Here is a 25875-nt window from a genome sequence, read left to right on the forward strand (position 1 = left end):
CTCATCGGTCCCCACGAAAAAAGGCCCCCGACGCAGGTCAGGGGCCTTTTTGGAGCTTGCTCAGATGTCGTCGTCGGAGCCGTAGCCCGGCATCTTGCCGGTGACCACGAAGATCATCCGCTTCGCGACCGACACCGCGTGGTCGGCGTAGCGCTCGTAGAAGCGGCCCAGCAGCGTCACGTCGACCGCCGCGGCGACGCCGTGCGGCCACTCGCGGTCCATCAGGACCGTGAACAGGTGGCGGTGGATGTCGTCCACCTGGTCGTCGTCGGTCTCGAGCGTCTTCGCCGCTTCGACGTCCTTCGTCTTGATGACCTGCTCGGTCGACCGGGCCAGCTTGACCGCGACCTCGCCCATCTCGGCGAAGTACGGCTTGACCGCCTCGGGCAGGACCGGGTCGGGGTGACGGCGCCGGGCCGCCTTCGCGACGTGGAGCGCCAGATCGCCCATCCGCTCCAGGCTTTCCGCGGCGTGGATGGCGGCCAGCACCGTGCGGAGATCGGTCGCCACGGGCGCCTGCAGGGCCAGCAGCGCGTACGCCTGCTCCTCGCACTGGGCGCGGGCGTCGTCGACCTTCACGTCGTCGCTGATGACCTGCTCGGCGAGCCCGAGGTCGACCTCCAGCAACGCGCGCGTGGCGCGCTCCATGGCGTCGGCGACCTGGACCGACATCCCGGCCAGGTTGACGGCGAGCTGTTCGAGTTCGACATGGTAAGCCTCACGCATGGCCCAACCCTACGGCCAACCGTGGCCAAACACCTCATCGCCGGGTGAACCGCACGTGAACCCGGACTAACGATCCCTCGCGGATCAGCCCGTGGTGCTCGTCTTCTTGCTCGTCGTCGACTTGGAAGTGGTCTTGGACGACGACTTCGACGTGCTGGTCGGCGGAGCCTGTTCGCTCACCGGCACCGGCGCGTTCGGGTCGGGCAGCGCGGTGTTGTTGCGCAGCGCGTCGAACAGGGCCTTCGTCTTGCTGCGGACCAGGACCTCGTTGCCGCGGCTGTTGGCCTCGCCGGTCGTCGGCACGGTCAGGAACGAGATCTTCGACTGGTCCATGCCCTTCATCGACTGCGCCAGCGTCATCATCTGCTTGACGCCGAGGTTGTCGCCGAAGGTGGCCTTCGCGAAGGCGTTGATGAAGTCGGTGAGCTTGCCGGGGTCGAGCACGACGTCCGACGACATGACCTTCTTCAGCAGCGCGCCGATGAACTCCTGCTGCCGCTTGATCCGGCCGTAGTCCGACGTCGGGTCGCCCTTGACGTGCCGGGCGCGCACGAAGTTGAGCGCCTGGTCACCGGAGATCGTGACGTCCCCGGTCTCCAGCAGCACCTTGCCGAGGATGCCGTCGTCGATCGGCTTCTCGTTGTGCACGGTGACACCGTGGACGGCGTCGACCATCTCCTTGAAGCCGTTGAAGTCGATGCCGACGAAGTGATTGATCCGCAGGCCGGTGATCTGCTGGATCACCTTGGTGACGCACGCCGGCCCGCCGACCGCGTACGCGGTGTTGAGCTTGGCGATCTTCTGGCCGGGGAAGACCTCGTCGGTGGTCTTGTTCTGCGCCGGGTCCCACTTCTGGCAGTCCGGCCGGTTGATCTCGAGGTCGCGCGGGAACGACGTGACGACGACCCGTTTCCGGTCGGCCGGGATGTGCGCCACCATCACGGTGTCGCTCCGGGCGCCCGGAGTGCTGTCCGCGGTGCCGACGCCTTCCTCGGCGGTCGCGCCGTCGCGGCTGTCCGAGCCCACCATGAGGAAGTTCTCGTCGTTGGCCTGCGCGTCGGCGTCCTGGATGTCGGACGAGTTCTCGTCGAGCGCGGAGACCTGCGTGAACTTGGCGTCGAAGTAGGTCTGGGCGCCCCAGGCGCCACCGATGCCGAGGAACACGAGCCCGGCGACGGCGGCCGCGGCGATCCGGCCGAACCGCGCCGAGCGCTCGATCTTCTTGGCCTTCTTTTCCTGCCACAGGGCCAGCTCGGCGCTCTCGGCCTGCTCTTCCGGCGACGGCGTCGGAGCGACGACGCGCTGAAGCGCCGTACGCGTGCTCTCGATCAGCGAAGCAGGCGAGAGGCGTTCACGGCGCTCGCGTCGCTTCGCCTCTTCGGCGTTCATCTCGTCGTGCGCGGCCGAGAACCGGGCGAGGGTGTGGTCGATCTTGCGGCGGTACTGCGTCGCCTCGTCGATCGCTTCCATCTCGTCGGTCATGGTCAGCGGGTCCAGCTCGGACCGCGGGGGTACGGAGCCAGGACGACGCAGCGGGGCGCTGGCCGCGGCCGCCTCGGCAGCCGGCCCCTGGGGTGCGCCGGAGTCCGGCGCAGGTCGTTGCGGTGCGGCGTCCGGGCGCTGAGGTGCCGGCGAATCCGGGGTGGGCCGCTTGCGCGCGGGCGCTTCGGGGGCCGCCGCGGCGCTCTCGGTCAGGGGCCGGCGGGATGCGGCGCCATCGGCGGGGCGGCGCGCGGCAGCAGTGTCTGGGCGGCGGGGTGCTGCTCCGTCGGGGGTCGCCGCGGGGCGGCGGGTTGCGTCGGCGCCTGGGCGTTGGGCGTTGTCGGTGACCGCGGGCCGGCGGGGTCCGTCGGCGGGGGCCACGGCCCGTCGGGGTGCGTCTGCGGCAGCGCGCTGGGGTGCGGGTCCGTCAGCCGTGGGCCGCTGAGGTACGGCACCCTCGGCCGCGGGGCGCCGGCGGATGGGCCGGGGTGCGGCACCGCCGTCGGCCGGGCGCTGGGTGGCGTCCGGCGCACCCGCGGCGCGGCGAGAGCCGTCGTCGGCGGTGGGACGCAGGGCTGCCGTCGGGCGCTGGCGAGCGGCGCTGTCAGGGCGGCGGGGTGCGCCACCCTCGTCGCCGGGGCTCTGGGGTGCGGGGCCGTCCGGCGTGGCCGCGGGACGGCGGACCCGGCGAGGTCCGCCACCTTCGTCGGCGGAGTTCTGGGGAACAGCTCCCTCGCCGGTGCGCTGGGGAGCGCCACCGTCCGGACCGACCGCGGGACGGCGGACCCGGCGGGGCGGCTGCGGCGCGGCGGTCGTCTGCTGCGGGCCCGGGTTCGCAGCCGGGGGACGGCGCTGGAGCGGAGCCTCGGGCGCCGGGGCGGCTGCCGCTGTGCGGCGCGGCTGGCGCGGCCGCGGCGGGCGCGATTGACGAGTGGCGTCCGTGGGTACTGGGTCCTCGGCGGGCGTCTGCGGTGCGCGCGAGTGCGCTCCACGCGACGGGGCGGGCGCTTCGGCTCGCGCTCGGCGTCCGGGCTGGTCGGCGCGGTCCTGCGGCTCGCGCGACGGGAGCGGGCGAACGCCGGTGGACTTGGCGACGACGTCCGAGACGCTGATCCCGCCCTGGTCCTCCATCGACCGGCGTCTGCCGGTGCGGGGCCGCGCGGGACCGTCCGAACGGCGACCGGTCCCCGGGCTGTCGTGCTCGTCCGGCACTCGGTCTCCTTTCGCGCGATCGAAGGCGGGGTTGTTACTTGGCCGTCTTCCCCCGCGAGAGGTGATCGTTCCCCCGGAGGTTTTCGTTATCGTACGGATACCCCCCGTTCGTGACGACACCCTCCCGGAATTTTCTTCACCTTGAGTCGACGAACGGCGGCTGGCCGTCGACAAACGGGTGAAGGATGCCCGCAGCTTTCCGAGGTAATGGGGTGTTTACGTTACTCAGAGTGGGTTATTAACCGCGTGCTTTGCGCGTCGTGATAGGCGACTTTGTTCCGCCCGGCCCGTTTCGCCGCGTAAAGCAGGTCATCGGCGCTTCGGAGCTGGCGCTCGGGCGCGGTCGGGGCGTCCGGCCCCTCGTGGGCGAGCCCGGCGCTGATGGTCACGCGCAGTCCCGGCTGGAGTTCTGACCAGGGGTGACGGGCGACGCGCACGCGGGCGGCGTCGACGATGCGGACCGCGTGCCCGGCATCGACGCCGGGCAGCCACAGCACGAACTCCTCGCCGCCGTAGCGGGCGCAGAAGCCGTCCGGCGGGAGCCCCTCCTGGAGCAGATCGGCCACCCGGCGGAGGACGCGATCGCCGACGAGGTGACCGTACGTGTCGTTGACGCGCTTGAAGCGGTCGAGATCGACGAGCGCGATGCCCAGCGCGGGCCGCGGCCGGGCGGGCGGCCGATCGGTGAACGGTCCGTACAAGCGCTCGTCGAGGTACCGGCGGTTGTAGCTCGAGGTCAGCGCGTCGCGCAGGCTGCCGTCACGCGCGATGTCCAGCGCGGAGCGGAGGTGCTGGTAGGCGCGGCGCCAGTCGCCCTGGGTCGCGAAGAGCGTGGCGACGGCCTCGTGGAGGCGCAGCAGGTCCGGCGGCTGCGGGCTCCGGCGCAGCACGCCTTCTTCCCCCGCGACCATGCCCACCTCCACCACGCATTGGTTGTCGTCGTAGCGGAGGCCGTGCTTGAGGCGCGGGTGCGGTCGAAGGTGAATTTCGCTCAAACGAGACCGCGGCGGTGACACTCCGGAGTTGCGCCGTCAGAGTCCGACGAACGGCTCGATGCCCTTGAGCTGGGAGAACTGATCCTTGGCCCAGTAACTCACATTAGCCGTCTCGTCGTTCAGCAACTCTTGGTAGTCGCTCCAGGAGACCCAGCGCCAGCCGCCGACCTCGGCCGGGTTCGGCTCGGGCTCGGCGTCGGCCCAGGCGGCGAAGACCGGGCAGAACTCGTTCTCGACGATCCCCTGGAACGGCGGCGTCCGGTACCGGTAGCTCGGCAGCACGCAGTGCAGCTCCGACAGCGACGGCAGCCCGATCTCGTAGGCCGCGCGCCGCCGGACGGCGTCCTCGAGCGACTCGCCCGGCGCGGGGTGGCCGCAGACGCTGTTCGTCCAGACCCCCGGCCAGACCTTCTTGTGCGGCGCGCGTTGCGTGATCAGCAACGCGTTGTCGCGGCGTCGCAGGACGTAGCAGGAGAAGGCCAGGTGCAACCGGGTGTGCTCGTGGTGGCTGGCCAGCTTCGGGCCGGTTTCGCCGGTGGGCACGCCGTCTTCGGTGACGAAGACGACCTGCTCGGTCTCGGGTTCGGTCGCGGTATCCACGGCCTCAGTGAACACGACGAGCCGGAGCGGCTCGTACCGCGAGCCGGGTGGGTTACCGGCGGTCCGCCCGGCCGGGTGACGGGCCGCTACCGCGCGTCGAGGTGCTCGACGATGAGCGAAGTCACGGCCTCCGGCGCCTCTTCGGGCACCCAGTGCGTGACGTCCTCGATCATTTCGAACCGGAACGGCCCGGTGACCCAGTTCTCGGTGTCGAGCGCGGCGGTCGAGCCGAACGAGACGTCCTCGGTGCTCCAGATGTACAGCGTCGGCACGGAGATCTTGCCGATCTTCCCGCCCGGCCGGCCGCCGCGGTACCAGTTGAGGGCCGCGGTGAGCGCCCCCGGCTCGGACAGCCGCCGCACGTACTCGTCGATCTTGGTCGGCGACACGCGCCGCTCGAACATGTCCCGCAGCGCCTTGGCGTCGTTCTCCAGCATCTTGCGTTCGGTGACGCGGGTCTGCCGCCACTCGGTCATGTACCGCGACCGCAGGTGCTGGTCTTCGTCGGTCTTCATGGCCTCGGCGAGCGCGGCGGGGTGCGGCGTGGAGACGACGGCGAGGCTGCGCAGGCGGCCGGGGTGCGCGTCGGCGGTCCACCAGGCGACGGCCCCGCCCCAGTCGTGCCCGACGAGGTCGAACACCGGCCAGCCCAGCCGATCGGCGATCGTGACGACGTCCGCGACGAGGTGATCGATCGAGTACTCGGTCGCCTGCTCGGGCCGCACCCCGGGCGAATAGCCCCGCTGGTCCGGCGCGACAGCCCGGTACCCGAGCACCCCGAGGGTGGCGACCTGGTGCTCCCACTCGACGGCGGCTTCGGGGAAGCCGTGCAGCAGCAGCACGGGCCGCCCGTCTTCGGGCCCGGCGGCGATGGCGTCGAAGGAACCGGCCTCGGTGGGGATGCTGATGTGGTCGATCACGAGCCCGAATCTACTTCGCGCGGTTGAACGGCGAGTGGCCGGTCAGATCCGCTTGAGCACGCACTCCGGTCCCATCGCGTCCTCGCCGGTCAGCCACGTGCCCAGCCCGACGTACACGGTGAGCCCGGAGCGGCCGGCGAGGGGCGTGAGATCGGCGCGCTCCGCGTCGCCCAGCGAAAGGAGCCGCAGGTCATCGAGGCCGGCCAGCAGGCTCAGGTCGAAGGGTGCGGTACCGGCGAGCCGGAGCGCCCGCAGACGGGTCAGGTCCGCGATCGGCGCCAGGTCCGCCACCGGGCAGGACCGCAGCTGCAGCTCGGTCAGCGTGCCCGACCACGCGCTGAGCCGGGAGAGGTCGCGGAGGGCGTCGCAGCTTTCGAGGCGCAGGTCCTCCGGTCCGTCCAAAAAGGACAGTACGGAGAGGTCTCGCAGGTGGAACACGTTGTTGAGCTCGAGCGTCCGCAACTGCCGCAGCGGAGCCAGTTCCGCCAGCCGGTCCGGGTCGTCGACCCAGCTGAGCTGCAGCCGCCGCAGCTCGGGCAGCTCGGCCAGCCGCGCCCAGCCGTGCGTCTCGACCTCGGCGGTCACGCGGGTCAGCCCGGGAACGTCGGCGAGCGCGGACACGTCGGCCGACTGCGGCAGCGGGTCGCCGAGCAGGGCGACGTGGGTCAGCGGGGTGCCGGCCAGCGACGGCAGGTCGAACCCGGCGAGGTCCTGCACCCGTACCTCCCGCAGCCGCGGCAGCCGCCGGACGAAGTCGAGCCGGCCGTAGCCGTTTTCGAACAGGCAGGTGAGCACCTGCAGGTGGCGCAGGTGTTCCAGGCCCGCGAGCAGCGCGGGGTCCAGCACGGTCAGGCAGTCGTACGGAAGCGGCGTGCCGGCGAGCACGCGCTCGGCGAACTGCGCCGGGTCGAACCGCGGGTGCGCGTCCATCAGCTCGTCCACCACCCGTGGATCGGACTGGTCGCCGTAGCGCGCCAGCAGCTCGAGCGCGGCGGGGCCGCCGATCAGGGCGGCGGCGCGCACGGTGGCCGCGGCGGCCTCCGGGTCCGCGGGCACGGGGCCGGCGAGCAGGTCCAGGACGAATTCCCCGGCCGTGGCCAGGGATTCGGCGATCGCGAACGTCTTCGGCGGGATCAACGCCGACGTGCGGTCCTCGATCCTCGTGCGCAGGGTCCCGGGCAGTTCGGGAGACGTCTCGAGGCAGGCCAGTGCGACGAGGTCGAGCTTGAGCCGGTCCCGCTCGGGAGCCAGGAGTCCTTCGAGCAGCTTCTCCCGCTGCGCCGGGTGGGCGTGCCCGGCTGCCAGCACGACTACCTCCCGCCAGTCGTCGCGGTGCGCGTTCGCGACCAGCACGCCGATGTCGTCCTCCTCGATGGCCGCCTTCGCCGCGAGGTACTCGCCGAACGTCCGGTGCACGAAGTCGATCCGGCCGGGGACCGGTTCGCGCAGCACGCCGCCGCGGTCGAGCAGGTGCCGGAACACCTGGTGCGGGGTCGCGTCGATCTGGCCCATCGACGTCAGCTTCGCGGCCAGCCGCGCTTCCGCGTCCGCCACCGGGATGTCCGTGTGCGCGTTGCGGACCAGCCAGTACGCCAAGTGCCGCAGCAGCACCAGTTTCTCGGTCAGCGACAGCCGGACGCCGGGCTCGATCCGCCGTTCGACGTCACGGCTGTCGAGCAGCATGCGCAGCGCGACGTCGTAGAGCTCCATGCGGTTGTCCGGCAGGTGCCCGTTGCCTTCGTGGTGCAGGGCGCAGAGCAGCGCGCACAACAGCGGGTTCTCGGCCAGCCGCCGCAACGCGCCGCGCGCGCCGATGGCCGTCACGAGTGCGTCGCGACGTTCTTCGAAGTCCTCGCCCGTCGCCGCGTGCCAGCGGGTGACGAACGTCCGGACGTCGCGCGGGGTCATCGGCCGCAGCCGGACCTCGGTGAAGTCGTCGCCGGCCAGCCAGCCGGGCTCGACCGCCGCCGGCCGGGTGGTGACGACGAACCGGGCCCGCGGGAACGCGCCGATCAGCTCGCCCAGCCAGTCCCGGACCTCCGGACGGCGTTCCGCGGGCAGCTCGTCGATCCCGTCCACGAGCACGACGGCCCGGCCCTCCCGCAGCCGTTTGTGCACCCACCCCGGCGGCATCTCGTCGGCGATGTGCCTGCCGACTTCGTCGAGGAACTGTTCCGGGGCCGGCAGTCCGGACCGGCTGAACCGCCGCAGCCGCACCAGAAAAGGGTCGAGATCGGACCAGCCGCCGACGCTCTCCAGCTGCCGGCTCGCGCACTGCACCGCCAGCCACTGCAGCATCGTCGTCTTGCCGGAGCCCGCCTCGCCGCGCAGCAGGATCCGCCGGGTGCGGGGCAGCACGTGCTCGATCCGGTCGGCGGGCGGGCCGTCGTCGTCGGCGGTGACGCTCAGGCTGAGGTACGCGACCGACAGCGGGTACAGCCGGGTCGCGTCGGTGAGGCCCGCGCCGAACAACGCCATCCGGTCCAGCGCCGTGACGACCTGACGTCGGAAGTCCGCCGCGAAGTCGTCCGGATGCCGGCGTTCCGGCATCGCTTCGAGCACGTTTCGGACCGCCTCCAGGATCTCCGTCTCCCGCCGGAGCACCTCGACCAGCGCGCCCGGCTGGAAGCGGGGCAGGGTGCTCGTCACCTGGACCAGGTACGCGCAGCACTCCCGCAGCACCCGCCGGTACAGCCCGGTCGCGTCGGCCGAGAGGAGCGCGGTGACGTCCGGGACGGTCCGCTGCAGGTAGCGGTACAAGTAGCCGGCGTCGAGGTCGGCGGCGAAGAGGTCTTCGTCGGTCAGCGCGGCTCGTTCGAACGTGTCGTGCACCGCGTCCACCGCCGCCGTGCGCTCGTTTTCCGGCAGCGCGCGGAACTCGACGTCGAGGAACGGCAGCAGCCGGTCGGCGACGCGGGACTCGAGGTTCGTGAACAGCAGGCGGAGCTTGCGGCGGTCGTTGAGGCCGGTGACCTGCTTCTCCAGCAGGTCGAACACCTTGGCCGAGGCGTCGGCGGCGAGCGGGCGGTCGCCGAGCCAGAGCTTCGCGGCGGCCTTCACCACCGCGGTCGTCAACGCGATGGCCGAGGCTTCGAGGCTCACCGAGTCGAGCCTAGCCGAGCACCTCGTTCGTCGTGGCCACCTTCACCAACGGCCCGTACAGCCGCATGAGGTCCAGCGCCTTCGCGTGACTCTCGTCGTCCACGCCCGCGCACGCGTCGGACACCACCGTCACCGACACGCCCGCGTCCGCCGCGGCCAGCGCCGTCGACAGCACGCAGCAGTCTGTCGACACGCCCGCCAGCACCAGCCGGGCGCCGCCGACGCGGGTCGCCAGGCGCGGGGTCCACTTGCCGAACGTCGTCGCGTCCACTGTGGACGGCGGGTCGAACTCGGAGATCACTTGGTACAGCTGGTCATCCGGCGGCCGCAGTGCGAACGGCCACTGCTCGTAGTACTGCTTCCACGCCCCTTCCGGATGCGCGGGCGCGATGAACCGCGTGAACACGACGTCCGCGCCGAACGCGTCCACCAGGCGGTGGATCGGCGGGAGCACCTCGGCGAAGCGCGGGGTGAACCACTCGCTCGCCGGGGTGGCGAACACGTTCTGCAGGTCGATGACCGCCAGGACCGACCTCACGCCGCCTCCTGCGTGCGGACCCGTTGCCGCGTGAGCAAAGTGACGACGAAACCGAGTGCCAGCGCCAGCAGCACGCCGAGGTTCGCGAACGCCCACGAGCCGTCGCGCCCGCCGAGGCCGAACGGTTCGAGGAGGTAGCCCTGCCACTGGAGCCAGCCCGCGGCGGTGTTCGTGACCAGGCCCCAGCCGAGCGCCGTCGCCACCAGGACCAGCGCGATCGGCCCCCACCGGACGTCGCCGTAGCGGCCGGCCGGGTCGAACAGGTCCGGCTCGGCGTAGTCACGCCGGCGCAGCAGGACGTCCGCGAGCATCACGCCGCACCACGCCGCCACCGGTACGCCCAGCGTCACCAGGAAACCCTGGAACTGGCCGAGGAACTCGCCACCGAAGAACACGATGTAGATCGTGCCCGCCACCATGAGCACGCCGTCGACGAACGCCGCGACCGGCCGTCGCACGCGCAGCCCGGCCGACAGCAGCGCCAGCCCCGACGAGTAGATGTCCAGCACGGCGCCGCCGACCAGCCCGAGCACCGCGACGAGCGCGAACGGCACCAGGAACCACAGCGGCAGCAACGTCGTCAGCGCGCCGATCGGGTCCTTCGCGATGGCGCCGTTCAGCTCGGTGGACGAGCCCGCCAGCAGCAGCCCGAACACCAGCAGCACCAGCGGCGCCACCGACGCGCCGAACGTCGTCCAGCCGACCACGCCGCGGCTCGACGACGACCGCGGCAGGTAGCGCGAGTAGTCCGCGGCCGCGTTGACCCAGCCGAGGCCGAAGCCGGTCATCAGGAACACCAGCGCGCCGACCCACTGCTGCGCCGAGCCGGACGGCAGCACGCTGACGGCGTCCCAGTGCACGTCACCGACGACCAGGACGACGTAGACGACCGTGAGCACGCCGGTGATCCAGGTGATCCACGTCTGCAGCTTCATGATCGCGTCGAAGCCGAGCACGCCGGCGGCGACGGTCAGCGCGGCGACGACGACCAGCGCGATTACCTTCGTCGCGGTCCCGCCGCCCCAGCCGAGGCGTTCGAAGACCGTCGACGTGGCGAGCGTCGCCAAGGCGGTGAGCACGGTTTCCCAGCCGACCGTGAGCAGCCACGAGATCGCCGACGGCAGCCGGTTGCCCCGGACGCCGAAGGCCGCGCGCGAGAGTAGCATCGTCGGCGCCGATCCGCGCTTGCCCGCGATCGCGATGAACCCGCACATCAGGAACGAGAACAGGATGCCGACGACCCCGGCGACCAGCGCCTGCCAGAACGAGATGTCGAAGCCGAGGGTGAACGAGCCGTAGCTCAGCCCCAGCACCGACACGTTCGCGCCGAACCACGGCCAGAACAGCTGCCGCGGCCTGCCGCGCCGCTCGGCGTCGTCGATCACGTCGAGGCCGTTGGTCTCCACCTGGAGCTTCCGGGTGCCCGTTTCGGTCATGGCCCGTCCCCTGTGGTCAGTAGGTGCTACGACTCTGCCCGTTCCGCCGCCGCAGAGCGAGCAGTTCGTCGACGAGCGGCCCGAATTCCAGTCGATTCACCGACAGCACGGTCTCGACGACGTCGGGGCGGAAGGCACCCACGCCGTGCGCGGCGCCGAGCATCGCGCCGCAGATCGCGGCGACGGTGTCGGTGTCGCCGCCGAGCCCGGCGGCCAGGCGCAACGCCGCCGGCGGGTCGTCGCCCATGGCCTCGGCCAGCGCGAACGCGGCCACGACGGACTCCTGCGACGCGACCGACGTGCCGATCACCCTGGCGACCGCGTCGGCGACGGCGGCCGGCGCCATGCCCCGCACCCAGCCGCGCGCCCACTCGATCCGGGCGGCGATCTCCCCGCCGGCCGCCCAGTGCCCGCGTTCCCCGCCGACGACGGCCGCGCGCTCGCCGGCGTCGAGCGCTTCGGAGAGGCTCGCGCCCTCGACCCCGGCGGACACGGCGGCGGCGACCGCGGCGGCGGACGCGATGCCGAGGCTGGTGTTGTGCGTGACGCGCGCGGTCGCGGCGACCGCGTCGACCAGCGCGTGGAGGTCGTCGGAGGGGGTCGCGATGCCGACCGGCGTGACGCGCATGGCGGCGCCGTTGGTCGTCCCGGTGCGGCCGGCCTCTTCGGCGGGGACGCCGTCCTGGAGGCGGGTGAGCGCGCGTTTCGTGGAGGGGCCGAGGAGGTCGGCGGAGCCGCGGCGGATCATGTCCGCCTCCCAGATGAGCAGGGCGTCGGCGAAGACCTGCGGCTCGACGGTGCCGCGGCCGTCGATGAGCAACCGGGCCAGCAGGACGGCCTGCTCGGTGTCGTCGGTGACCGACCCGGCGGGCATCGACGGCGCGACCGGCTGCTCGGCGACGGCGGTGAGCAGCCCGGTGACCGGCCCGTAGGTGGCGGCGATGGCGGCGCGGGACATGGACTGCGTCGGCATGCCGAGTGCGTCGCCGACGGCGAGCCCGGTGAACGCGCCGAGCGCCCGGTCCCGCGCGCTCACCGGTGTCCGAAGGTGAGGTGGAACTGGAACCGGTCCGGGTCCAGCAGGCTGACGACGCGCTCGACGAGCCGGCCCTCGACGTCGACCGAGGTGCGTTCGGCGCGGAGGAAGAGCTCGCCGATGCTGCGGCCGAGGAGCTCGGCGTCGCCGGCTTCGAGACGTTCGGTGCTGATCCACTGGTCGCCGCCGACGGAGATCCGCCCGGCGGCTTCGAGGGTCTTGGTGAGGGAGCCGTCCCGCAGGCCGGTCTCGGGGAGGTCGGCGAGCGGGCCGGCGGCGGAGACGGTGGCGGTCTCGAGCGAGACGCCCCGGTCGTGCTCCCGCCGCAGCCGCCGCACGGCGACGTAGGTCTTCTCGCCGAACTCTTCTTCGAGGTCCCGGTCTTCGACGGTCTCGATGCCGAGGAGCTCGGTGGTGACGGGCGCGCCGGCGTCGGCGAGGGCGCGGGCCCAGCCGAGCCGCTGGTCGAGCTGGACGCCGTCGAAGGTGACGAACGACCCGACGCCGGCCTGGGTGGAGATCAGTTCGAGCTGCTGGAGCTCGGAGAGGGCGCTACGGACGGTGCCGCGGCTGACCTGGTACTGCTCGGCGAGCTGGTTCTCGCCGGGGAGACGTTCACCGTGGGCGAGCCGACCCGAGCGGATCAGGTCGGAGAGGTCGCCGACGAGCTGCTGCCGCTTGCTGTACATGTACACACCTGTACACGCTGCGTTCGTGCTGGTCAAGCGGCGACGAGCTGCTTCGCGCCGGCTTCCCGCGCGACCATCTCGCCGGCTTCCTTCGCGGAGGCCCCGGCGGCCACCATGATCACCGCGAACGAGGTCACGAAGATGACCGTGCTCAGCCACACCATGGTCGAGACGGGCAAGGTGAAGGCACCGACGACGCGAGCGGCGCTTTCGAGCATGAACCCGACACCCCAGATGAAGCTGCTGCGACGCAGGACTTTCGCGAACCTCGGGTTGGGGTTCAGGCGCTCCCACGCGGCTTCGTGGTCGTCCTTGCCGTGGGTGAGGAACGGGCGCAGGGTCTTCGTCATGATCGGCTGCGCGGTGAAGGCGGAGATCAGGATGACGAGCCCGACGAACCCGCTCCCGATCGAGTCCTTGGCGATCATCATGCGGGCATCCCCGGAGACGAAGGTCAGCAGCATCCCGACGACGTTGGTCACCAGGACGACGAGCGCGAGCCCGTTGAGGGTGCGGTGCTTGGCGAACTGGAAGAGCGTCCTGGCCAGCGGAAAGACCCCGGAGAGCGCGAGGGCGGCGAAGTCGTTGACGCCGAGCGAGTGGAGTCCGTAGTAGACGCCGAGCGGGACGGCGATCTCGACACCGAGGGTCTGGAGCAGGGAACCGAGTCCGTTGTTGTTCGTCATGCGAAAAGCTTGTCGCGGCACGGGGTTCGGCAGAGATGCCATCCGCCACGATCGAGGGATGACAGTTGTCACGACCTCACGTTCGGCCCGGCGGCGTCGTCGTAGAGGTATGGCGACTTTCCTGCGCACCACCATCGGCCTGCAGACCCTGGCCGTCTTCCTCGCACCCGTAACCGCGGGCCTGCTGCTGACCATGCAGTTGAGCCGCCTCCCCGTCACGGGGAACGGTCTTTGGCGCCGTGCCCCGGCTTCAGAAGGCGGATGAGCGCTTTCTGGTCGAGCCGTCCAGACGGGATCAGCCGCCCGAGTGCATGTCTTCCGCTTCCGGGACGCAGTCGTCGTCCGGGTCGTTCAGCCAGCCGTGGGGCAGCGTGACCTTGCCCGGTGAGCCCTGGCGTCCGCGGGGGCCGTCGGCGTTGTCCGGGAACGGGGCGTCGTGGTCGAGGCGGCCGATCAGGTCGTCGAGCTCGGGGAGGCCGGAGACCATCGCGAAGCCGCGGCGCAGTTCGGAGCCGACCGGGAAGTTCATGAAGTACCAGGCCATGTGCTTGCGCAGGTCGCGCAGGGCCTTGGTCTCGCCGTCGTGCTGGATGAGCAGCTCGGCGTGCCGGCGCAGCACGCCGGCCACCTCGCCCAGGTTCGGCGGCGTCGGCAGCGGGCGGCCGGCGAACGCGGCTTCCAGCTCGCCGAACAGCCACGGCCGGCCGAGGCAGCCGCGGCCGACGACCACGCCGTCGCAGCCGGTCTCGTCGACCATGCGCAGGGCGTCGGCGGCGGAGAAGATGTCGCCGTTGCCGAGCACCGGGATGCTGGTGACGGCCTCCTTGAGCGCGGTGATCTTCGTCCAGTCGGCCTGGCCGGAGTAGCGCTGCGCGGCGGTGCGCGCGTGCAGGCTGACGGCGGCGGCGCCCTCGGCTTCGGCGATGCGGCCGGCGTCGAGGTAGGTGCGGTGGTCGTCGTCGATGCCGATGCGGAACTTGACCGTGAAGGGCACGTCGCCCGCCGCTTTCGCGGACTCGCGGACGATCGCCTCGAACAGCTTCCGCTTGTACGGCAGCGCGGCCCCGCCACCCTTGCGCGTCACCTTCGCGACGGGGCAGCCGAAGTTGGAGTCGATGTGGTCGGCGAGCCCTTCGCCGACGATGATCCGGACGGCTTCGGCCATGGTCTTCGGGTCGACGCCGTAGAGCTGCATGGACCGGGGCTTTTCGTCGGCCCCGAAGGTCATCATGTGCATGGTCGCGGGGTGCCGTTCGACGACGGCCCGCGCGGTGATCATTTCGCACACGTAGATGCCGGCGCCGTACTCGGCGCACAGCTGCCGGAAGGCGACGTTGGTGATGCCGGCCATCGGAGCGAGCACCACGGGAGGATCGACCTGGTAGGGGCCGATCTTCAGGGCGGGCTTGCTCAGGGTGGCGGTCACGTCTCCATTGTCGCTTGTGGTGTCGATCACGTCGACCAGGGGCGGGTCAGGCGACGAGGTCGTCCCAGCGGACCAGGATCGCGGTGGCCAAGAGGCCGGCCGCGATGATCTTGATCAGGACCGCTCCGGTGGTCAGCCCGGTGAGTCCCGTGAAGTCCAGCAGCACGCTCGCCACGAACGCCGCCGCGAGCAGCTTCGCGCCCCAGCGACGGCGAAAACCGAGTGCGACGACGGCCAGCAGCTGGATCGCTGTCGCGAACACCGACAGCACGAACCACGGCGACGGATCGCCGCCGTGGCCGAGGTCGTCCGCCAGGACCTTGATCGAGGCGACCAGGAGCACCAGCGTGCCCAGGCCGAAGACCACCAGCATCACCGGCAGGAAGATCCGGCCGGCGCCGACGGGCGTGGCACGTTCGGGAACACGGCGACGGGGCACGGCAGGCCCTCCGCTCGACTCGGGAAACCACCACCCTGCCCGATCGCGCGGCGGGTATCCACCGTGGTTTTACCGCCACTGCCCGTAGGGTTCCGGCATGACCGACAAGCCCCTGCGCTGGGGAATCATGGGGACCGGTGGCATCGCCGGCGCCTTCGCGGACGATCTGAAGCTGACGGACTCCGGTGTCGTCGCCGCGGTCGGGTCGCGCACGGCCGAAAGCGCCGACGCCTTCGCCGAGCAGCGCGGCATCCCGGCCCGGCACGGCAGCTACGAAGCTCTCGCGAACGATCCGGACGTCGACATCGTCTACGTCGCCACGCCGCACCCCCTGCACCACGGCAACGCGCGGCTCGCGCTCGAGGCCGGCAAGCCCGTGCTGGTCGAGAAGCCGTTCACGATGAACGCCGACGAGGCGCGTGACCTCGTCGCGCTCGCCCGGGAACGCGACCTCTTCCTCATGGAAGCCATGTGGACGCGGTTCCTGCCGCACATCCGGCACGTCCGCGAGCTGCTGCCGAGCCTCGGCGACGTCGTCACCGTCATGGCCGACCACGGGCAGTGGTTCGCCGAGGACCCCGCCTTCCGGCTGTTCGCGCCCGAACTGGGCGGTGGTGCCCTGCTCGACCTGGGGATCTACCCGGTTTCGTTCGCGTCGATGGTGCTCGGCACGCCCGACCGCGTCGCCGCCATGGCGACTCCCGCGTTCACCGGCGTCGACGCGCAGACGTCGATGCTGTTCGGCTACGCGAGCGGGGCGCAGGCCGTGCTGAGCTGCACGTTGAGCGCGGTTTCGCCGACGACCGCGGCCATCGTCGGCACCGACGCGCGCATCGAGATCGAAGGTCCCTTCTACGCGCCCGCGTCCTTCACGCTCATCCCGCGCGAAGGCGAGCGAAGCCGCTTCGAGTACTTCGACGAGGGTCGTGGCCTGCGGCACCAGGCCGACGAAGTGGCGCGGCTGCTGGCCGCGGGTGAGACCGAGAGCGCGCTCATGCCGCTCGACGAAACCGTCTCGATCATGACGACCATGGACGAGGTACTCAACGCGGTTGAGTAGTGCTACGGATCCGCCGGACGCCCCTTGTGGGTGACTCTGTCTGGTATGACCACCGAGGCAGATGTGCTCCTCCGGCTCGCCGGCGAGATCGACGACCTGGGGCGTCGTCTCGCCGTGGTGGGCTCCGAACTGCGATCCGTGCGAGTCGAGCAGCCGAAACCGGTTGAGCAGCCGAAGCCGGCTGAGCAGGCCCAGCAGGCCGGCCAGCCGAAGCCGGCCGAACAGCCCAAGCAGGCCGAACAGCCGCAACCCCAACCTCAGCAGCCGCAACCCCAACCTCAGCAGCCGCAACCCCAACCTCAGCAGCCGCAACCCCAACCTCAGCAGCCGCAACCCCAACCTCAGCAGCCGCAGCCGCAGCCGCAGCCCTGGCCCCAGCCGCCGCAGATGCCGCCGCCGTGGCCCCACAACCCCTGGCAGCCGCCTCAACAGCACTACGTCCCGCCGCCGTCGCCCTACCTGCCCGCTCCGCCGCGCCAGACGCTCGGCGAAAAGCTCGGCAAAGAAGGCGCCGGCAGCCGCGTCCTGGCCTGGGTCGGTGGGGCCGTGACGCTGCTCGGTGTCGTCCTGCTGCTCGTGCTGGCCGTCCAGCGGGGCTGGCTCGGGCCGCTGCCGCGCGTGCTCGTCGGCGCCGCCTTCGGGCTCGCGCTGACCGGCGCCGGCGTCTGGCTGCACCGCAAGCCCGCCGGTCGCACCGGGGCGTTCGCCCTCGCCTGGACCGGCATCGCGACGCTGTACCTGGACGCCGTCGCCGCGACGTCGCTGTACGACTTCCTGCCGGTGCTCGCCGGGCTCGCCGTGGGCCTCACGGTCGCCGTCGGCGGGCTGCTCGTCGCCCTGCGCTGGGATTCGCCGCTGCTGGCTTCCGTGGTCGTCGTCGGCTGTGCCGTGTGCGCGCCGATGATCACCCGCGGGTTCACCCCGGAGCTCGTCGCCTTCCTGCTGATGGTCCAGCTCGCGACGGCGCCGGTGCAGCTGCGCCGTGACTGGTCGTCGCTGACGCTCGCCGCCGGGGTGCCGCCGCTGTTCGCCTCCGTCATCAGCACCGCCGTCGGGCACGGCACCTGGGAGAACACCGCTGCCGCGCTCGGCGCGGGTGTCGTCTGCGTCGCGCTCGCGCTGGTCGTGCTGCGCCGCCGCGAAAATGACCCCGCCGCGCTTTCCGTGCTGGCGACGGCGATCGTCCCGACACTGGTCGCGGCGCTGCTCCTGCCCAAGGTCCAGGCCGTGCCCGTCGCGGCCGGCGCCGGCGTGGTCCTCCTGGCCGTCTGGGCGACGCGCCGCTGGTGGCCGGGGCTCGCCGGGCAGCTGGCCGGGCTCGCCGGGCTGCTGGCGATCCTGCAGGCGACGGTCACCCAGTTCGACGGGCCGGCCCGCGCCGCGGTACTGCTGGGCGAGGCCCTGCTGCTCGTCGTGGCCGCGGTGGGCGGCCGCAACCGGTTCGCGCTGGCGGCCGCCCTCGGCTTCGCGACGATCGGTGGCCTGGTCGGCGTGTTCTTCGACGTCACGCCCGCTTTGCTGATGGTGTACCGGATCCGGCCGGCCGGTGACGTCGCCGGCGCGCTCGCCGTCGCGTTGCTGCTCCTCGCGGTTTCGGTCGCGCTGCCGTGGGCGGCGGTGCGGCTGACGGTCTTCCGCGGGCCGGCCGACGACCTGCCGATCTGGCTCGTCGCCGGGGTTTCCGCGCTCTACGGCGCCGCCGGGGTCGTGCTGTGCGCGTCGCTGCTGGCCGTTCCCGGCCGCGCCGGCTTCCTCCTCGGCCACGCGCTGATCACGGTGTCCTGGACGATCGCGGCCCTCGTGCTGCTGCTGCGCGGCATCGCCGTCGTCGGGCTGCGCGTGAGCGGGCTGGTCCTGGTCGGCGCCGCCGTGCTCAAGCTGGTGCTGTTCGACCTGTCCGCGCTCGACGGCCTGGCGCGGGTCGGCGCGTTCCTCGGCGCCGGACTGGTCCTGCTCGCGGCCGGCGCGCGGTACGCCCGGCTCGTCGCGTCACGCTGACGCGGGAAGAATTGTCGGTGCCTCGTGGTTACCTGGATCACACGACCGACGACCAGGGGGCAGTACCGATGGCAGAACCGAAACTCGCCGACCGCGCCGCGGAGAAGATCGGCTGGCTGACCACCGTCACGCCGAAGGGCCGGCCCGCGCCGCGGCCGGTGTGGTTCGTGCTCGACGGCGACGACATCGTGGTGTTCAGCAAGCCGGACACCGCGAAGCTCAGGCACATCGAAGCCAACCCCGAGGTGAGCTTTCACCTCAACGGCAACGAAAGCGGCGGCGCGATCCTCGTCGTCAACGGGAAGGCGCACGTCGACGAGGGGAAGGCGTCCGAAGCGCCCGGGTACCTCGAGAAGTACGGCCCGTCCTACGCCGCCATCGGGTTCGAGGAGCCCGGCGGGTTCGACGCCGAGTACTCCGTCCGCATCCGCGTGGTGCCCGACCGCACCTGGGGGTGGTGACGGGTCAGTCCACAGTAGACAACTCGACGCGCATGACGACGCGCCGCGGTGTCGGGTGGCTGACCTCCTCGAAGCCCGCTTCCGCGAACACCTGGCGGGCGCCGACGTGCAGCTCGCCCCAGGTGATCTCCTTGCCCGGCTGGGTGATCATCGGGTACGCCTCGAGCGCGCGGGCCCCGCGTTCGCGGGCGAAGCCGATCGTGGCGCGGGCGAGCGGGTAGGTGAGGCCGCGGCCGCGGAAACCCTTGCGGACGGCGAAACACGTCACCGCCCAGACGCCGTCGTCGTCCTTGTCCTCGGTGCGGCCGGTCCACGGGACGCGCGTGCCGCGCAGCTTGGGGTAGGCGGTCCGCGGCTCGACGGCGACCCAGCCGGCCGGCTCGCCGCCGACGTAGGCGACGAGCCCGCTGGTGGCGGCGCCCGGCTCGCCGCAGGCGGTCTGGGTCCGCAGCATGGCGGTGCGCTGCTCCCGCGTGGAGTCGCGCCAGATCCAGCCGGCGACCTTGAACCGCTGGCACTGGCAGCGGGCGGGGTAGTCGGCGGTTCCGAAGACCGCGGCGACGTCGTCCCACGACGCCTCGTTGGCGGGGACGACGGTGACGTCTTCGGCCGCCGTCACGCCGGCGCGTCCTCGCCCACCGGGCCGTCCACGGCTTCGCGGAGCAGGTTGGCGCGGAGCTGCCCCGCGCCCAGGGTCGCGTAGGAGTTGGTCATGACCGCGGAGCCTAGGATCCATTCCGGACGATCCACTTCCGGAATCGAGAACTCCCATGGCGGACGACACGAGCCCGACGGCGCGGGCGCTGCGCACCCTCGAACTCCTCCAGGCCGCTCCGGGCATCACCGCCGACCGGCTCGCCGGCAAGCTCGGCGTCTCCGAACGCGCCGCCCGGCGCTACGTCGGCATCCTGCGCGAGGCCGGTATCCCGGTCGTCTCCGTCCGCGGGCCCTACGGCGGCTACCGGGTCGGGCGCGGCCTGCGGCTGCCGCCGCTGACGTTCAGCCCCGCCGAGGCCCTCGGCCTGGTCATGGCCGTGCTCGACGGCCACCACGACGCCGGTGACCCCGCCACCCTGGTCGGCGGCGCGCTCGGCAAGATCGTGCAGGCGCTGCCCGAGCCGGTCGCCGCGCAGGCCGAGGCCGTCCGGCGGACCGCCGCGCCCGCGCCGGACGCCGCCGCCGCGCGGCCGGACCCCGGCACCACCGCCGCCCTCGTGCACGCCTGCGCCGAGCACCGGCGCGTCCGGCTCGGCTACCGCTCCGAGGTCGGCAACGAATGGACCGGCGACGTCGACCCGTGGGCCGTCGTCGTCCGCCACGGCCGCTGGTACCTGCTGTGCCGCACCCACCGGAAGGACGCGCGCCGGGCGTACCGGATCGACCGGGTCCGCGGTGTCGAGATCCGCGACGACACCTTCGAGCCACCCCGCGACCTCGACCCGGTCGCCATGGTCGAGGAACACCTCTCCGTCGGCTGGGAGTACGACGTCGAGGTCGTCATCGACGCGCCCCTCGACCTGGTGCGCCGGTGCCTGCCCCGCGCCGCCGGGCAGCTCGAGCGCGTCGACGACGGGACGACCCGCCTGCGCGGCAGCACCAGCAACCCCGGCTGGTACGCCGAGCAGCTCGCGAGGATCCCGGCGCCGTACCGGATCGTCGGGTGCGCGGAGATCCGGGCGGCCGCGCGCGCCCTCGGGCAGCGCCTGCTGGCCGCCGCCGAGAACGGGTGAACCGCGGGGAGCCCGCGTATCGTCGTCCCGTGGCGGAACAGACCGGCGAAACCCGCAATGAGCGGCTGACGCGCAACATCGGCGAGCTGCTGCAGGAGCTGCGGGTCGCGCAGGCCGGCGTGCAGATCCTCTTCGGCTTCCTGCTTTCGGTCGTGTTCACCGACCGGTTCCACGACGCCAGCGGGTTCGAGAAGTCGCTGCACCTGTCCGCGGTGGCGCTCGCGGTGGCGGCGACGGCGCTGCTGACCGCGCCCGCGGCGTGGCACCGCCTGCTGTTCCGCACGGGCAGCCGGGAACGGATCCTGACCGTCGGCAACCGGCTCGTGCTGGTCGGCCTGGTCTGCCTGGCCCTGGCGATCACGTCGACGGTCGCGCTGATCGCGAAGGTGGTCTACGGCGGGATCGCGATGGTCGTCATGGCCGCGTTGTGCGTGCTGCTCTTCGGGATGCTCTGGTTCGTCATGCCGCTGCGGATCCACCGCGCGAACGGCGCTCAGCCGACGGGCCCGCCCAGGTAGAGCGTGTCCTCCTGGACGAAGCAGAGCGGGTTGCCGAACGGGTCGTCCGCGTAGAAGGACCGTTCGCCCCAGAACTGGGTCTCGATCGCGTCGTCGATCCAGCGCGGCCCGGCGTCCCGCACCAGCCGGAACGTCTCCTCGACGTCTTCGACCGCGAGGTAGACGATCCGCGGGTCCCGCTGCGGCCGCGGTTCGCGGTGTTCGAGGGGCGCCTCGACGCAGGCGAGCACGACGTCGCCGCAGGTGAAGTAGTGCCGGTTGACCGAGATCCGCTCACCGGGGTGGCCGAGGACGGCGGCGTAGAAGGCGGCCGCGGTCTCGATGTCGTCGACGGGCTGGATCAGCCGGAATACCCGCATGCGCGCACAGTACAACAGCGGCCTTGACAGTGGGGGGACAATAAAAAATCGATGTGCCTTCCGGACAAATAGGAAGACCCATCGAATGTAGCTTCAGTCTAACCGCTGTGAGGGGAATTTGTCAAACCAGGGGTACGACGAGGAATTGCGGGCCGAGCGAGCGTACGTCACCGGGCTGTACGCGCGCCTCGACCGCGAACGCGACGAGGCGCGCGCCCGCTACCGCCACGCGCTCGGGGAACCGGGAACCACGCTGGTGGAGCGCGATGCGGACGTGCGGGTCCGGGCCCGGGAGACGGTCCGGCTGAACGTCGCCGACAACGGGCTCTGCTTCGGCCGGTTGGACGCCCTTTCGGGCGAAACGGAGTACATCGGCCGGATCGGTCTTTTCGACGGCGAAAACGACTACGAGCCCCTTCTGCTGGATTGGCGGGCGCCGGCGGCGCGGCCGTTCTACGTCGCCACCGCGGCGACGCCGGAAAACATGCGCCGCCGCCGTCAGTTCCACACGCTGGGGCGCCGGGTCGTCGATTTCACCGACGAGGTCCTCGGCCGGCCGGACACCGACGATTTCGGGGGGTCTGGGGGGTCGTCCCCCCAGGCATGTTTCAGCGAGCGCGGGGACGCGGCGTTGCTGGCCGCGGTCAACGCACCTCGCGGCGCCGGGATGCGGGACATCGTCGCGACGATCCAGGCCGAGCAGGACGAGATCATCCGGCTCGGCCACGCGGGCGTGCTGGTCGTCGAAGGCGGGCCCGGCACCGGGAAGACCGCCGTCGCGCTGCACCGCGTGGCCTACCTGCTCTACACGCAGCGCGAACGGATGTCGCGCAGCGGCGTGCTGGTGGTCGGGCCGAGCCCGCTGTTCCTCGACCACATCGGCCGCGTGCTCCCCTCGCTCGGCGAGTCGGACGTCGTCTTCCTGACCACCGGCGACCTCGTGCCCGGCCTGCGCGTCACCGCCGAGGACCCGCCGGAGGTGGCGAAGCTCAAGGGGTCGCTGAAGATCCTCGACGTGCTGACCGCGGCCGTCGCCGACCGGCAACGGGTGCCGGACGAACCGGTGCCGGTCGAGCTGGCCGACGTCACGGTGGAGCTCGACGCCGGCATCGCGGACGAGGCCCGGCTCGAAGCGCGCCGGTCCGGGCTGCCGCACAACGAGGCCGGCGCGGTCTTCCGCGAGCACGTCGTCGCGCTCCTCGCCGAGCGGGCCGTCGCGCTGATCGGCGAGGGCTGGCTGACCCGGGAGGACCGCGGCGCGTGGGCCGACCTGCGCATCGACGTCCTCGACGAGCTGGCCGGGCACGAGGACCTCGACGTCGCGCTCGGCGCGTTGTGGCCGGAGCTGACGCCGGAAACGCTGCTGGCACCGCTGTACATGTCACCCCGCCGACTCGCGGCCGCCGGTGCCGATCCGGCGCTGTTCCGCGCGGACGGCGCGGCTTGGACGGTCTCCGACGTGCCCCTGCTCGACGAGCTGGCCGGACTGCTCGGCCGGGACGAGACGGCTGAACGCGCCGCCGCTCGCCGCCAGGCGGAGGAGGACGCGGAGTACGCCGAAGGCGTCATGGACCTCATCAAGCTGGACCGCGAGGAGCAGGACGAGGACCTCGGCCTGGTCGCCACCGATCTGCTCTACGCGGAGGACCTGGCCGACCGGTTCACCGAGCGCGACACCCGCGACCTCGCCGAGCGCGCGGCCGCCGACCGCGACTGGACGTACGGGCACGTCGTCGTCGACGAGGCGCAGGAACTGTCCGAAATGGACTGGCGGGCGCTGATGCGGCGGTGCCCGAGCCGGTCGTTCACGGTCGTCGGCGACCTGGCGCAACGCCGTGGTGCGGCCGGGGCGACGGCGTGGGGGCCGATGCTGGCGCCGTACGTCGCCGACCGGTGGGCGTACCGGGAGCTGACCGTGAACTACCGGACGCCGGCGGAGATCATGACCGTCGCCGGCGCGCTGCTCGCGGAGTTCGCGCCGGACACGCGGGCGCCGGAATCAGTGCGGGCCAGCGGGGTCCGGCCGTGGGCCAGACGTGTCACCGGCGACGACCTCCAGGCCGCCATCGACGATTTCGCCCGCGAAGAAGCCCGTGTTGAAGGCACGAGTGTCGTCATCGGCCCGGCCGGGGTGCCGGGCACGGTTCCGGCGTCGGCGACCAAGGGCCTGGAGTTCGACGCCGTCCTCGTCGTCGAACCCGCGCGGATCCTGGCCGAGGGCCCGCGCGGCGCGGCCGAGCTGTACGTCGCGCTCACCCGCGCCACACAGCGCCTCGGGGTGCTGCACCGGGATCCGCTCCCGGCGGTGCTGGCCGGGCTCGCCGAAGCGGGCGTGCCCGCGCGGGCCGGTCACCGCCGGTTCCAGTAGCCGGCCGGGGATGGCGGGTGGGGTCCGTCATCCCCGGTTGCTACGCCGTGAGCCGGCCCCAGGCGTAGTTCTGCTTGGCGAGCTTCAGGTAGACGAACAGCTCGGTCCCGGACACGCCGTCGATCTTGCGGATCTCCTCGCCCAGCACTTCGAGCATGTGGTCGTCGTCCCGGCAGACGAGTTCGGCCAGCAGGTCGTAGCGCCCGGCGCACAGCACGACGTAGTGCACGTTCGGCAGTTCGGACAGCTTGTCGGCGACCGCGCGCGGATCAGCGCCGTCGACGCTGATCCCGACCATCGCCTGCCTCGTCAGATCGACGTTGACCGGATCGGTCACCGCGACGATCTGCATGAGGTCGTCACGCAGGAGTCGTTGCACGCGCTGCCGGACGGCTCCCTCCGAGAGCCCGACCGCCTTCGCGAGCGCGGTGAACGATGCCCGGCCATCCTGCTGCAACAGGGCGATCAAAGATCTGTCCGTGTTGTCCAGTCCGCGCGCACGTGAATCTTCACCCATGCCGTCCCTCCCTGTGTTTCGGCATGTGATTTGTCAAGTGCGCAGCGTATCGAGACCTGACCAGAAAGCGAGACCCCTGCGCCAGCTTCACGTGATCCGGCGCCAGGATCGTGATTTGCCGAGGAATCGGTGGCTGTGGAGGAAACTCACGAGTCATTCCGAGGCGCCTTCGGGCGCGCGCGAACCCGCCGATCTAGAACCAGGTGTCGAGCGCGAGGGCGAGCGGCCCGTCGCCCGCCCAGGCGATCACCCCGTCCGGCCGGAGCAGCAGCGGACCGGTGTTCGTCACCGGCACGACGTCGACGCGCGGGTCGGCCGCGTGCGCCGCGGTCAGCAGGAGGCCGCGACCGGTGCGGGTGTGCTCGTGCAGCCGGGTCGTGCGGCCGTCGCCGTCGACGAGTTCGAGGTCCGGGCAGTGCTCGCCGGCCGGTGCCGGTGCGGGGTAAGGGAAGTCGTAGCGTTCGCGGACGCCGGACAGGAGGTCCGCGAAGTACCGGTTCGCCTCCGGCAGGTCCAGCACTTCGCCGACGATCTCGCGCAACGCGTCGACGTGCGGGCCGGGCGCCAGCAACGCCGACTGCGCGCGTGTGTTGCGTAGCACCGCTTCGCCGGCTGGGTGCCTTTCGCGCGTGTACGTATCGAGGAACGCCTCGGGTTTGTCGCCGCGGAGAACGGCGCCGAGCTTCCAGCCGAGGTTGGCCGCGTCCGGAATGCCGAGGTTGAGGCCCTGCCCGCCGCTCGGCGAATGCACGTGCGCGGCGTCGCCGGCGAGGAAGACGCGGCCGCGGCGGTAGTCGCCGGCCTGGCGGGCCTGGTCGCCGAACCGCCGTTCCTCCCGGAACTCCTCGACGACGACGTCGGCACCGGTGATCCGCCGGATGCTCGCGGCGAAGTCGTCGGTGGTGACCGGTTCCGGGTTCGCCGCGGGCTCGGTGATCCCGACCATGCTGCCGCCGTGGAGGAAGGTGCCGCCGTCGTGCCGTCCGCTCGGCGGGACGTCGCCGGCGAACCGCGCCTGGCCGGCGACCGTGCGCAGCAGTGCCGGCGTGCCGGGGAAGGCGAACCCGGCCAGCTTGCGGACCGTGCTGCGGCCGCCGTCGCAGCCGACGACGTACTTGGCACGCCACGTCTTCCCGGCGGTCACGGTGACACCGTCCACATCGGACTCCAGTGCGGTGACCTCGTGCCCGCGCAGGATCCGGATGCCTTCGGCGTGCTTCGCGAGGACCCGTTCCAGCTCCGGCTGCCAGATGTTCGTGCGAGGGCGGTCTTCGCTGGGGACGATCTTGAAGATGTTGGCGAAATGGCCGCGGGTGCTGCCGTGGTCGCGCGCGAGGTCCTTCGTACCCGCGACGTCGGCCTCGGCGAGCTGAGGACCCAGCCCCCGTCGCCACAGCGCTTCGGTCGCCAGTGTGCCCAGGCCGCGTGACTTCGGTTCTTCGGAAGGTGTCTCGAGGCGCTCCAGGACCAGGGGCTCGGCGCCCGCCAGCTTGAGCTCCGCCGCGAGGAACAGGCCCACCGGGCCCGCGCCCACGACGATCACGTCGGCATCCATGCTTTCTCCTTAACTTGTTAAG

23 protein-coding genes are annotated in these 25875 nt (G+C 71.8%); 6 read left to right on the plus strand and 17 right to left on the minus strand.

Annotation, left to right across the window (positions count from 1 at the left end):
- Positions 1-60 precede the first annotated feature (60 nt).
- From phoU to ACZ7PG_RS19920, 13 genes are all read right to left on the minus strand, one after another.
- Positions 61-726 (minus strand): phosphate signaling complex protein PhoU, encoded by a 666-nt coding sequence (gene phoU / locus ACZ7PG_RS19860; RefSeq protein ID WP_470240481.1) that lies wholly within the window; start codon positions 724-726, stop codon positions 61-63.
- Between the two features lie 84 nt (positions 727-810).
- Positions 811-2208 (minus strand): LCP family protein, encoded by a 1398-nt coding sequence (locus ACZ7PG_RS19865; protein ID WP_470240482.1) that lies wholly within the window; start codon positions 2206-2208, stop codon positions 811-813.
- Between the two features lie 1433 nt (positions 2209-3641).
- Positions 3642-4331: a GGDEF domain-containing protein gene (locus tag ACZ7PG_RS19870; protein WP_470240483.1), complete on the minus strand. Its 690-nt coding sequence runs from the start codon at positions 4329-4331 to the stop codon at positions 3642-3644.
- 120 nt (positions 4332-4451) lie between these two features.
- The gene (gene idi, locus ACZ7PG_RS19875; protein ID WP_470240484.1) at positions 4452-5015 is read right to left on the minus strand and encodes an isopentenyl-diphosphate Delta-isomerase; all 564 of its coding nucleotides are present in this window, start codon (positions 5013-5015) and stop codon (positions 4452-4454) included.
- Positions 5016-5101: 86 nt separating this feature from the next.
- Positions 5102-5935 carry an alpha/beta fold hydrolase gene (locus tag ACZ7PG_RS19880; RefSeq protein WP_470240485.1) on the minus strand — a complete coding sequence of 278 codons (834 nt, stop codon included), beginning with the start codon at positions 5933-5935 and terminating at the stop codon, positions 5102-5104.
- A 42-nt stretch (positions 5936-5977) separates the two neighbouring features.
- Positions 5978-9037: an NACHT domain-containing protein gene (locus ACZ7PG_RS19885; RefSeq protein WP_470240486.1), complete on the minus strand. Its 3060-nt coding sequence runs from the start codon at positions 9035-9037 to the stop codon at positions 5978-5980.
- Positions 9038-9047: 10 nt separating this feature from the next.
- The gene (locus ACZ7PG_RS19890; protein ID WP_470240487.1) at positions 9048-9575 is read right to left on the minus strand and encodes a cysteine hydrolase family protein; all 528 of its coding nucleotides are present in this window, start codon (positions 9573-9575) and stop codon (positions 9048-9050) included.
- Positions 9572-11011, minus strand: coding sequence for a purine-cytosine permease family protein (locus ACZ7PG_RS19895; protein WP_470240488.1), 1440 nt, complete (start codon positions 11009-11011; stop codon positions 9572-9574). Before ACZ7PG_RS19895 ends, ACZ7PG_RS19890 begins: the two co-directional genes overlap by 4 nt.
- A 16-nt stretch (positions 11012-11027) precedes the next feature.
- A complete protein-coding gene (locus tag ACZ7PG_RS19900) occupies positions 11028-12047 on the minus strand; it encodes an ADP-ribosylglycohydrolase family protein (RefSeq protein WP_470240489.1) in 1020 nt (339 codons plus the stop codon).
- Positions 12044-12736 (minus strand): GntR family transcriptional regulator, encoded by a 693-nt coding sequence (locus tag ACZ7PG_RS19905; protein ID WP_470240490.1) that lies wholly within the window; start codon positions 12734-12736, stop codon positions 12044-12046. The genes ACZ7PG_RS19900 and ACZ7PG_RS19905 overlap by 4 nt, the downstream gene beginning before the upstream one ends.
- Positions 12737-12768: 32 nt before the next feature.
- Positions 12769-13422 carry a VC0807 family protein gene (locus ACZ7PG_RS19910; RefSeq protein ID WP_470240491.1) on the minus strand — a complete coding sequence of 218 codons (654 nt, stop codon included), beginning with the start codon at positions 13420-13422 and terminating at the stop codon, positions 12769-12771.
- Between the two features lie 295 nt (positions 13423-13717).
- Complete coding sequence (gene dusB / locus ACZ7PG_RS19915; protein WP_470240492.1) at positions 13718-14848, minus strand: tRNA dihydrouridine synthase DusB; 1131 nt, start codon at positions 14846-14848, stop codon at positions 13718-13720.
- Between the two features lie 46 nt (positions 14849-14894).
- Positions 14895-15287: a hypothetical protein gene (locus ACZ7PG_RS19920; RefSeq protein WP_155547965.1), complete on the minus strand. Its 393-nt coding sequence runs from the start codon at positions 15285-15287 to the stop codon at positions 14895-14897.
- A 97-nt stretch (positions 15288-15384) separates the two neighbouring features.
- Between ACZ7PG_RS19920 and ACZ7PG_RS19925 the strand changes: the two genes are divergently transcribed.
- From ACZ7PG_RS19925 to ACZ7PG_RS19935, 3 genes are all read left to right on the plus strand, one after another.
- A complete protein-coding gene (locus ACZ7PG_RS19925) occupies positions 15385-16347 on the plus strand; it encodes a Gfo/Idh/MocA family protein (protein WP_470240493.1) in 963 nt (320 codons plus the stop codon).
- A 45-nt stretch (positions 16348-16392) separates the two neighbouring features.
- Positions 16393-18345, plus strand: coding sequence for a DUF2339 domain-containing protein (locus tag ACZ7PG_RS19930; RefSeq protein ID WP_470240494.1), 1953 nt, complete (start codon positions 16393-16395; stop codon positions 18343-18345).
- A 68-nt stretch (positions 18346-18413) separates the two neighbouring features.
- The gene (locus tag ACZ7PG_RS19935) at positions 18414-18806 is read left to right on the plus strand and encodes a TIGR03667 family PPOX class F420-dependent oxidoreductase (protein ID WP_470240495.1); all 393 of its coding nucleotides are present in this window, start codon (positions 18414-18416) and stop codon (positions 18804-18806) included.
- Between the two features lie 4 nt (positions 18807-18810).
- Here the strand turns inward: ACZ7PG_RS19935 and ACZ7PG_RS19940 are convergent, their stop codons facing one another.
- Positions 18811-19425: a GNAT family N-acetyltransferase gene (locus ACZ7PG_RS19940; RefSeq protein ID WP_470240496.1), complete on the minus strand. Its 615-nt coding sequence runs from the start codon at positions 19423-19425 to the stop codon at positions 18811-18813.
- Positions 19426-19576: 151 nt separating this feature from the next.
- Here ACZ7PG_RS19940 and ACZ7PG_RS19945 point away from each other — a divergent pair, with 151 nt between their 5' ends.
- Complete coding sequence (locus ACZ7PG_RS19945; protein ID WP_470240497.1) at positions 19577-20536, plus strand: helix-turn-helix transcriptional regulator; 960 nt, start codon at positions 19577-19579, stop codon at positions 20534-20536.
- A gap of 29 nt (positions 20537-20565) precedes the next feature.
- Positions 20566-21054, plus strand: coding sequence for a DUF6328 family protein (locus ACZ7PG_RS19950; protein ID WP_470240498.1), 489 nt, complete (start codon positions 20566-20568; stop codon positions 21052-21054).
- On the opposite strand, the gene ACZ7PG_RS19955 is transcribed toward ACZ7PG_RS19950, so the two are convergent.
- Positions 21030-21413 (minus strand): VOC family protein, encoded by a 384-nt coding sequence (locus ACZ7PG_RS19955; RefSeq protein ID WP_470240499.1) that lies wholly within the window; start codon positions 21411-21413, stop codon positions 21030-21032. The genes ACZ7PG_RS19950 and ACZ7PG_RS19955 overlap by 25 nt on opposite strands.
- 118 nt (positions 21414-21531) lie before the next feature.
- Between ACZ7PG_RS19955 and helR the strand changes: the two genes are divergently transcribed.
- The gene (gene helR / locus ACZ7PG_RS19960) at positions 21532-23781 is read left to right on the plus strand and encodes an RNA polymerase recycling motor ATPase HelR (RefSeq protein ID WP_470240500.1); all 2250 of its coding nucleotides are present in this window, start codon (positions 21532-21534) and stop codon (positions 23779-23781) included.
- A 40-nt stretch (positions 23782-23821) separates the two neighbouring features.
- On the opposite strand, the gene ACZ7PG_RS19965 is transcribed toward helR, so the two are convergent.
- Positions 23822-24298: an Lrp/AsnC family transcriptional regulator gene (locus ACZ7PG_RS19965; RefSeq protein ID WP_155547955.1), complete on the minus strand. Its 477-nt coding sequence runs from the start codon at positions 24296-24298 to the stop codon at positions 23822-23824.
- 193 nt (positions 24299-24491) lie between these two features.
- A complete protein-coding gene (locus ACZ7PG_RS19970) occupies positions 24492-25853 on the minus strand; it encodes an FAD-dependent monooxygenase (RefSeq protein ID WP_470240501.1) in 1362 nt (453 codons plus the stop codon).
- Positions 25854-25875 lie beyond the last annotated feature (22 nt).

The organism is Amycolatopsis sp. NPDC114504 (assembly GCF_055633595.1).